Origin of the sequence: Isoptericola sp. NPDC057191, from assembly GCF_042670225.1 — a bacterium.
Classification (GTDB): Bacteria; Actinomycetota; Actinomycetes; order Actinomycetales; family Cellulomonadaceae; genus Isoptericola.
The window spans coordinates 1-7,503 of the sequence record NZ_JBHUWC010000194.1 but is presented as its reverse complement, the minus strand read 5'-3'; the positions used below and the strand labels follow the sequence as shown (position 1 = coordinate 7,503).

General features: G+C 72.2%; 8 protein-coding genes. 1 reads left to right on the top strand and 7 read right to left on the bottom strand.

Annotated features, from left to right (window positions below):
- The 6 genes from nuoE to ACFT55_RS17650 form a co-directional block, all read right to left on the bottom strand.
- Positions 1-755: NADH-quinone oxidoreductase subunit NuoE (nuoE, locus tag ACFT55_RS17675; RefSeq protein WP_380245153.1), on the bottom strand; the 755-nt coding region annotated here is incomplete at its 3' end.
- Complete coding sequence (locus tag ACFT55_RS17670; protein ID WP_380245152.1) at positions 752-2,098, bottom strand: NADH-quinone oxidoreductase subunit D; 1,347 nt, start codon at positions 2,096-2,098, stop codon at positions 752-754. The genes nuoE and ACFT55_RS17670, both read right to left, overlap by 4 nt.
- Positions 2,095-2,904 (bottom strand): NADH-quinone oxidoreductase subunit C, encoded by an 810-nt coding sequence (locus ACFT55_RS17665; protein ID WP_380245151.1) that lies wholly within the window; start codon positions 2,902-2,904, stop codon positions 2,095-2,097. The genes ACFT55_RS17670 and ACFT55_RS17665 overlap by 4 nt, the downstream gene beginning before the upstream one ends.
- On the bottom strand, positions 2,901-3,452 hold the full coding sequence (locus ACFT55_RS17660; protein WP_380245150.1) for a NuoB/complex I 20 kDa subunit family protein: 552 nt from the start codon (positions 3,450-3,452) through the stop codon (positions 2,901-2,903). The genes ACFT55_RS17665 and ACFT55_RS17660 overlap by 4 nt, the downstream gene beginning before the upstream one ends.
- A gap of 117 nt (positions 3,453-3,569) precedes the next feature.
- The gene (locus tag ACFT55_RS17655; RefSeq protein ID WP_380245149.1) at positions 3,570-3,932 is read right to left on the bottom strand and encodes an NADH-quinone oxidoreductase subunit A; all 363 of its coding nucleotides are present in this window, start codon (positions 3,930-3,932) and stop codon (positions 3,570-3,572) included.
- A gap of 76 nt (positions 3,933-4,008) precedes the next feature.
- Positions 4,009-5,322 (bottom strand): geranylgeranyl reductase family protein, encoded by a 1,314-nt coding sequence (locus ACFT55_RS17650; RefSeq protein ID WP_380245148.1) that lies wholly within the window; start codon positions 5,320-5,322, stop codon positions 4,009-4,011.
- A 322-nt stretch (positions 5,323-5,644) separates the two neighbouring features.
- On the opposite strand from ACFT55_RS17650, the gene ACFT55_RS17645 reads away from it, so the two are divergent.
- A complete protein-coding gene (locus ACFT55_RS17645) occupies positions 5,645-5,860 on the top strand; it encodes a hypothetical protein (protein ID WP_380245147.1) in 216 nt (71 codons plus the stop codon).
- Positions 5,861-5,992: 132 nt separating this feature from the next.
- Here the strand turns inward: ACFT55_RS17645 and ACFT55_RS17640 are convergent.
- Positions 5,993-7,503, bottom strand: a 1,511-nt coding sequence (locus tag ACFT55_RS17640; RefSeq protein ID WP_380245146.1) for an MFS transporter, incomplete at its 5' end; no start/stop codon positions are given.

Genomic DNA, 7,503 nt, shown 5'->3' with positions numbered 1-7,503 from the left:
GGCCTGGCGGGAGCCGAGGGAGGGACGACCGAGGCGGATGGCGCGCCCGGCGACGAGGAATCCCCCGCCCCCGCGTCGTCGACGGCCGCCGCAGCACGCGCGAGCCGGAGCCCGGCGAGCGACGGCTCTCCCGCCCCCACGCCCTCGTCGGCGCGGCCGTCGGGGAAGCCTGCCAGCACGCGGCTCATCTGCCGGAAGCTGCACACGGACGCCGCGCCGCGCGTGGGTGTCACGTCCTGCCCGGCGCGCAGCCGGTCGGCCAGCTCCGTCGCGGTCTCCGGCGTCTGGTTGTCGAAGAACTCCCAGTTCACCATCACGACCGGCGCGTAGTCGCAGGCGGCGTTGCACTCGACGCGCTCGAGGGTGATAGCGCCGTCCTCGGTCGTCTCGTCGTGCCCGACGCCGAGGTGGTCGCTGAGCTCGTCGAAGATGGCGTCGCCGCCCATAACGGCGCACAGCGTGTTGGTGCACACGCCCACCGTGTAGGTGCCGTTGGGGTGCCGCTTGTACTGCGTGTAGAAGGTGGCGACGGCGCTCACCTCGGCGGGCGTCAGCTCCAGCTGCTCGGAGCAGAACATGATCCCGTCCCGGCTCACGTACCCGTCCACCGACTGCACCAGGTGCAGCATCGGCAGCAGGCCCGAGCGCGGGTCGGGGTAGCGCGCCTTGATCGCCGCGGCGTCGGCGGCGAGCGACGCCAGCGTGTCGGCGTCGTACCGGGCCTGCGAGCGGGCGCTCGTGGGTTCTGCCGTCATCGGTCGACCCCTCCCAGCACGGGGTCCAGGGACGCGACGGCGACGACGACGTCGGCCACCTGGCCGCCCTCGCACATCACCGACACGGCCTGGAGGTTGTTGAACGACGGGTCGCGGAAGTGCGCCCGGTACGGCTTGGTGCCGCCGTCGGACACCGCGTGCACGCCGAGCTCGCCGCGCGGGTGCTCGACCGTCTGCCAGACCTGCCCGGCCGGGACGGAGAAGCCCTCGGTGACCAGCTTGAAGTGGTGGATCAGGGCCTCCATCGAGGTGCCCATGATCTGTCGGATGTGGTCGAGCGAGTTGCCCTGCCCGTCCGCGCCGACGGCGAGCTGCGCCGGCCAGGCGATCTTCTTGTCCGCCACCATGACGGGCGCGCCCGCCGTGCGCTCGAGCCGGACGAGGCACTGCTCCACGATCCGCAGCGACTGGTAGCACTCCTCGATGCGCAGCACGACGCGGGAGTAGCAGTCCGCGTCGGTCGACGTCGGCACGTCGAAGTCGTACGTCTCGTAGCCGGAGTAGGGGAACGCCTTGCGCACGTCGTAGGGCAGGCCCGTGGAGCGCAGCACCGGGCCGGTGATGCCCAGCGCCATGCAGCCGGCGAGGTTGAGCACGCCGACGTCCGTGAGCCGCGCCTTGAAGATGGGGTTGGCGAGCATGAGGTCGCCGAGCTGCCCGAGGTACTGGCGCACCTTCGGCAGCGCCGCGCGCACCTGGGCCTCGAAGCCCTCCGGCACGTCCTGCGCGACCCCGCCGGGCCGCACGTACGCGTGGTTCATGCGCAGCCCCGTGACGGCCTCGAACAGCCGCAGGATCTCCTCGCGCGCCGTGAAGCCGATGGTCATGACCGTGGTCGCGCCCATCTCGTTGCCACCGGTGCCGAGGCACACGAGGTGGGACGCCACCCGGTTGAGCTCCATCATGAGCACCCGGATGATCGACGCCCGCTCCGGCACGTCGTCCGTGACGCCCAGCAGCTTCTCCGTGGCGAGGCAGTACGCCGTCTCCTGGAAGAGGGGCGCCAGGTAGTCCATCCGCGTGCAGAACGTGGTGCCCTGCGTCCAGGTGCGGAACTCCATGTTCTTCTCGATGCCGGTGTGCAGGTAGCCGATGCCGCACCGGGCCTCGGTGACCGTCTCGCCGTCGATCTCGAGCATGAGGCGCAGCACCCCGTGCGTGGACGGGTGCTGCGGGCCCATGTTGACGACGATGCGCTCCTCGCCCACGGCCTCGCGGGCGATCTCGTCCCAGTCGCCGCCCGACGCCTCGAACCCCGGGACGCCGGGGTCGAAGTCGTCGGTGGGGGGACGGGTGGCGTGCGGTGCGCCAGTGGTAGTCACGAGTACTGCCTCCTCGTGTCCGGCGGCGGCACCGTGGCGCCCTTGTACTCCACGGGGATGCCGCCGAGCGGGTAGTCCTTGCGCTGCGGGTGCCCGGGCCAGTCGTCCGGCATCTCGATGCGCGCCAGGCCCGGGTGGTCGTCGAAGACGATCCCGAAGAAGTCCCAGGTCTCGCGCTCGTGCCAGTCGTTGGTGGGGTACACCGCGGTGGTCGAGGGGATGTGCGGGTCGGCGTCCGGCACCGCCACCTCGAGGCGCAGCCGTCGGCCGTGCGTCACCGACGTCAGGTGGTAGACGGCGTGCAGCTCGCGGCCCGCGTCCTCGGGATAGTGCACGCCCGAGACGCCGAGGCTCAGCTCGAACCGCAGGTCCTGGTCGTCGCGCAGCGCCCGGCAGACCGCCACCAGGTGCTCGCGCGCCACGTACAGCGTGAGCTCGGCGTGCGGGCTGGGCGGGTCGGCCTGCGGGTCGACGGCCACGCGCTGCACCGCGTCGTCGAACGCGACGCCCGACGCCGCGAGCACCTCCGCGAGCACGTCCACGGCCTCGTCGAACCAGCCGCCGTAGGGCCGCGTCGCCGCGCCCGGCAGCGCGACCGGCTGCACCAGCCCGCCGTAGCCGGACGTGTCGCCCGACCCCCGCACGCCGAACATGCCGCGGCGCACCTCGACGACCTCCGGCCCCTGCCCGCCGCGGCCGGCCTGCTCGCTGCCGGGCACCAGCTCCCCCGACCGGGGGCCGAGCACCCCCTCGGGCTGCGGGACGGGCTTGTCCGCCGCGCCCCCCGCCGTCGTGCCGTCGCTCATCGCAGCAGCCCCTTGAGCTCGAACGTCGGCGTGGCCTCGAGCGCCGCCGCCTCGGCGGCCGCGGCCGCCTCCCGGCGGTTGACGCCCAGCGGCGAGTCCTGGATGTGCTGGTGCAGCGCGAGGATCGCGTTGATGAGCATCTCCGGGCGCGGCGGGCAGCCGGGCAGGTACACGTCGACCGGGACGATGTGGTCCACGCCCTGCACGATCGCGTAGTTGTTGAACATGCCGCCGCTGGAGGCGCACACGCCCATGGACAGCACCCACTTGGGCTCGCTCATCTGGTCGTAGACCTGCCGCACGACCGGGGCCATCTTCTGGCTCACCCGGCCCGCGACGATCATGAGGTCCGCCTGCCGCGGCGACGCCCGGAAGACCTCCATGCCGAACCGGGACAGGTCGAACCGCGACGCGCCGGCCGCCATCATCTCGATGGCGCAGCACGCCAGCCCGAACGTCACCGGCCACACGGACGCCTTGCGCAGGTAGCCCGCCAGGTCCTCGATCGTCGTGAGCAGGAAGCCCGACGGAGCCTCTTCCAGGCCCATGAACCCTCCCCTTCGTGAGCATCGGTGCCGGATCTGCCCGGCACCGTCGCCGTCCGTCTTGCCGTGTCGTCCTGGGTGGTGCTGGTGGTGCTGGTCGTGCTGGTCGTGCGGGTGCTGCTACACCCAGCTGAGGCCGCCCCGCCGCCACTCGTAGACGAAGGGCACGGTGATGAGGGCGAGGAACGACAGCATCGCCACCAGGCCGAAGCCGGCGAGCGCGGCGAAGTCCACCGCCCACGGGTAGAGGAAGACCACCTCGATGTCGAAGACGATGAACGTCATCGCGACCAGGTAGTACTTGACCGGGAGGCGCCCGCCGCCGACCGCGTGCGGCGTCGGCTCGATGCCGCACTCGTACGCGTCGAGCTTGGCCCGGTTGTAGCGCTTCGGGCCGATGACGGCGCTCGCCGCCACACCGCCCACGGCCAGGACCAGGGCGACGCCCATGAGCATGAGGACCGGCACGTACGGGTTCGTCATCGTGCCGCCCCCGTCCGCGCCGTCGCGCTCGGACCTGCCTCGTGCATCTCGACCACTCCCTTGTGCTCGTGTGCGCTCATGCCGCTGGGACCACCCTGGTGAGCCCCGCGATGACCCGGTCCACCCAGTCACCGCCCCGCGGCTCGTAGCAGTCGGACAACAGCTTGAGCACGAACCGCATGACCACCTGCCGCGGCAGCCCGTACCGCACGCACAGCCGCATGATCTGCGGGTGCTCGATGAGCCGCACGAACCAGCGGCCCAACGTGTAGTAGCCGCCCAGGTCGGCGCGCATGCGGTCCGCGTAGGACGCGAGGGTGTGCTCCCGCGCGTCGTCGGTGGTGCGGGTCCGGGCCTGCGCGATGGCGTCGGCCGCGACCCGCCCGGCCTGCAGGGCGTAGGCGATGCCCTCGCCGTTGAACGGGCTGACCATCCCCGCGGCGTCACCCACCAGCAGCGCGCCCGCGGAGTAGAGCGGGCTGCGGTTGAACCCCATCGGCAGGGCCGCTCCGCGGACGGGGCCCACCTGGTTGTCGGGCGTGAAGCCCCACTCGGCGGGGGCGTTGCGCATCCAGGCCTGCATCATGCCGCGGTAGTCGTGCCCGGCCGCGGACTGCCGGGCGGGCGTGGAGCTCACCGAGCCGAGGCCGACGTTGGCCGTGCCGTCCCCGAGGGCGAAGATCCAGCCGTAGCCGGGAAGGAGGTTCGACGCGCCCGGCGCGCCGTCCCAGAGCTCGAGGTGCGACTCCATCCACGCGTCCTCGTGCCGCGACGTCCCCTCCGTGCGGAAGTACGTGCGCACCGCCGTGCCGATCGGGCGGTCGTCGCGGCGCGTGACGCCGAGGCCGGTCGCGAAGCGCGAGGAGACGCCGTCGGCGGCGACCACGACGGGCGCCCGGTAGACGGTCTCGGCGCCGTCGGCGCGACCGTCGCCGTCGAGGGGCTGGGTCCGCACGCCGACGACACGGCCGTCCTGCTCGTCGCGCAGGGGTGCGGTCACCTTGGTGCGCTCCAGCAGCTTGGCGCCGCTGGCCTGCGCGTGCTGCGCGAGGCGGTGGTCGAGAGACATCCGGGACCGCGCCATGCCATAGCCGGGGAAGGAGTCCAGGTCGGGCCAGGGCAGCTCCCACGAGCGCGCCCCGGCCACCACGCGCAGGCCCTCGTTGCGGATCCACCCGTCCTCGGCCCGGGTGCCGAGGCCCATGCGGGCCAGCTCCCCGACCGCGCGGGGCGTGAGCCCGTCGCCGCAGACCTTGTCCCGGGGGAAGGACGCCTTGTCGAGCACGAGCACGTCGAGGCCGGCGGAGGCGCACCAGTGAGCGGTGGACGTCCCGGCCGGACCGGCACCCACCACGATGACGTCAGCGTCGTCCAGACGACCTGCCCGCACGTTCTCACCTCGCTCCCTCGAGCGCCCCGGCGACGGTGCCGGAGTTGATTTGTGAACCCCATCACAACTCTTGTCGAGCACTCTAGCCACGTTCGCGGGGCGATGTGTAGGAAGGTAACCCTTCCTCGTCGGCGGCCGGCCCCGGGTGCGCCGCGGTGGAGACGTCACCGCAGGTCCGGCGGGGTGCCACCAGTGTGCCAGCCGGGCCGCCCCAGGGGGAGGTCGGGGACCTGCCGCAAGGTGCGTGGATCCCGTGACGTGCCTACGGTCGTGGGCACGGACCAAGGCAGCACCCGCACGAGACCCTCAGGAGGCTCGCCCCATGAAGGCAGGACCCGCATTCGTCGTCGGAGCAGCGCTCGGCTACCTGTTCGGCACCGAGAAGGGCCGGCAGAAGCTCGACCAGGCGAAGAACTGGGCGACGGAGACCTGGAAGGACCCGCGCGTCCAGGCCAAGGTCTCGGACGTCACGAGCACCGTGAGCGACTTCGCCAAGGAGCAGGGCGCCGCCCTCAAGGACCGCACCACCAGCGCCTGACCTCCGGCGCCCTGCACGAGGGCACGAGGGCCGGGCGACGACACCATGCGTCGCCCGGCCCTCGTCCGTGCTCAGGTCCGAGCTCAGTTCCGTGCTCAGGCCCCCGCTCAGGTACTCAGGTGGCTCAGCTGCTCAGGTGGCTCGGCGGGCGGCCGCCGGCTCGGCGTCGTCGAGGCCGGCGTCGTCGAGGTCCGCGCCGTAGCGCTCCCGCTCGATCGCCTTGAGGCTCTTGCCCGCGGTGTCCGGCGTCCAGACGACGCCGATGACGAGGGAGGCGACGAGCAGCGCGACCATGATGCCGCCCACGAACGGCACGCCCCGCTCGGCGAGCATCGTCGGGAACACGTAGCTCAGCAGGCCCACCGCGATGCGCGCCACGAAGAAGAGCACGCCCTGGGCCGAGGCCCGGTAGGCCGTGGCGAACAGCTCCGCCGTCCACAGCGCGTAGAACGCCTGGGCACCGATGCCGGCGGACACGCCCCACAGCACGGCGTAGGTGACGAGCAGCGGCATGGAGACGTGCGGCACGAAGGCCAGGATCATCCAGGCCGCCACGGCCAGGATCGCGCCGAGGCCGTAGAGCAGGCGGCGGCTCACCCGGTCGCCGTACCGCATGAAGCCCCAGAAGGTCGCGGCGGAGGTCAGGCCCCAGACCAGCACCTGCAGGAGGTTCTGCGCGACGGCGCTCTCGACGCCGGCCGTCTGGTACACCCGGGGCATGAAGATGCCCGCCTGGCCCGCGACCGTGTTCCACAGGGCGTAGACGCCGACGAGGAACAGCAGCGCCTTGACGTTCTGCGGGTGCGAGACCAGCTCGCGGAAGCCGCGGCGCCTGCGGCCGAGGGCGATCTGCTTGGCGTTCGACTCCTTCCAGACGTCCGACTCCGCGAGCCCGCGCCGCACCCACCACGTGACGAACGCGATGACGAACAGGTGCGCGAAGACGATCCGGCTGCCGAGCAGCCCGAGGGGCACGAGCGCGGTGGCGAGCACGAAGCCGACGAACGGCCCGAGCGACCACGCGAGCTGTGCGGTGCCCACGTGCCGGGCCCGCTGGTGGTCGGGCGCCTCCTCGGCGATGTAGGTCCAGGCGACGGGGACGCCGGCACCCACCGCGATGCCGGTGAGGACGATGCCGACGAACAGCATCCACGGGGCGGCGGCGAAGACGATGAACGCCGTGCCGAGCATGTACAGCAGCAGGTCGTAGGTGTAGATGAACTTGCGGCCGTACCGGTCGCCGAGCGGTCCCCCGACCATGGCGCCCACCGCCGCGCCGAACGCGTTGGCGCTCAGCGCGGCCGCGAGCCCCACGGCGAGGTTGCTGAGGCCGAAGTGCTCCTGCCACAGCGTGAGGCTGGTGGCCAGGGCGATGATCGAGCCCGCCTCGATGTAGTTGGAATCGCGACCGCGACGGTGGCCCGGTACCCGTGCAGCGGGGCGCCCGCCGTCGCGGGGCGCGTCCCGTTCCCTGGTGTGGTCGTCGGTGTGGTCCCCGGTGTCGTCATCGACCCTGCCTTCCCTGCTGGGCACGTCACCGTGCCGCACGTCGTCCTTGAATCGTTTCAGGCGTCGGCGACGATACGTGCCCCGGTCCACGAGGTCAAAGGGCGCCGGAGGATCGCGGCGGCAGTTCGCGGTCC

Coding starts and splice junctions, on each gene's coding strand:
- ACFT55_RS17665 (WP_380245151.1), bottom strand. CDS start 2,904: ATGAGCGACGGCACGACGGCGGGGGGCGCGGCGGACAAGCCCGTCCCG.
- ACFT55_RS17660 (WP_380245150.1), bottom strand. CDS start 3,452: ATGGGCCTGGAAGAGGCTCCGTCGGGCTTCCTGCTCACGACGATCGAG.
- ACFT55_RS17655 (WP_380245149.1), bottom strand. CDS start 3,932: ATGACGAACCCGTACGTGCCGGTCCTCATGCTCATGGGCGTCGCCCTG.
- ACFT55_RS17645 (WP_380245147.1), top strand. CDS start 5,645: ATGAAGGCAGGACCCGCATTCGTCGTCGGAGCAGCGCTCGGCTACCTG.